General features: G+C 64.6%; 1 pseudogene. It reads left to right on the plus strand.

The features are described 5' to 3' along the window. Window positions 1-130 precede the first annotated feature (130 nt). Window positions 131-1,133 (plus strand): annotated as a pseudogene (locus tag ON39_RS18505) (IS481 family transposase). The last annotated feature ends 1 nt before the right edge of the window (window position 1,134 follow it).

The following is a 1,134-nucleotide window of genomic DNA, read 5'->3' on the forward strand; positions in this document are numbered from 1 at the left end:
CACGGCCCGTGACCTAGGTGTTGTGGGTCATGACGTTGGTGACGCTGCGCGGGGCCTGAGCTGAGGGGCGGGTCTTTCAGCGGCAGGATGAGAAACGCCAATCCCTTATCCGCCAGCAGGAAGACCCGCCGTGTCCCACCGTAATGCCCCGTTGTCCGTCGAAGGGCGACCGACGCCTCATACAGCGCTGCCAGACCCGTCCGATCGCGCATGTCGCCGCCGAGATGGGAATCTCACGGCAATGTGCTTCCAAGTGGGTCAACAGGTTTCGCCGCTACGGCGAGCTGGGATTGGCCGATCGCTCGGCCACGCCACACCACAGCCCGACCGCGATCTCGGCGGAGGTGGTCGCCCAGATCGAGGCGCTGCGTCGGCAACGCAAATGGTCGGCACGGCGCATCCACACCGAACTCACCGCCGAGGGGACACCAATCTCGGTGCGCACCATCAGTCGCCATCTGCTGCGACTGGGGCTCAACCGCCGCCGCTTCCTCGACCCGGCCGGCGAGTCCAACCGAGTCGCCCGCCCGATCCTGGCCCGCCGGCCCGGACACATGATCCACGTCGACGTCAAGAAGGTCGGGCGCCTACGCGAGGGCGGCGGTTGGCGCGTCCACGGCCGAGATTCGGCCCAACATCGGGCCAATCACGCCGCCAAACAGCGTGGAGAACGTGTCGGCTACGTATTTCTTCACTCCGCGGTCGACGGCTACTCCAGACTCGCCTACACCGAAGCGCTTCCCGACGAAAAAGCTATCACCGCAATCGGATTCATGTTCCGGGCGCGGGCATTCTTCGCCGCCCATGGCATCACCCACATCGAACGCATCGTCACCGACAACGGCTCCTGCTACCGAGCCCACGACTTCGCCAAGGTCCTGCTCGGCGCCCGCCATCAACGCATCAGCCCCTACACACCCCGCCATAACGGCAAAGTCGAACGCTACAACCGGATCCTGGCCGAGGAATTCCTCTACGCCCGTGAATGGACCAGCGAACACCAGCGCAGCAGTGCCCTGGCCATCTGGAATATCCACTACAACTACCATCGGCCACATTCAGCCGCTGGAAACCAACCACCAGCCAGCCGACTCCGCACCGGCGTCACCAACGTCACGGCCTCATACACCTAGG

The organism is Nocardia tenerifensis NBRC 101015 (genome assembly GCF_000308715.1).
Lineage (GTDB): Bacteria > Actinomycetota > Actinomycetes > Mycobacteriales > Mycobacteriaceae > Nocardia > Nocardia tenerifensis.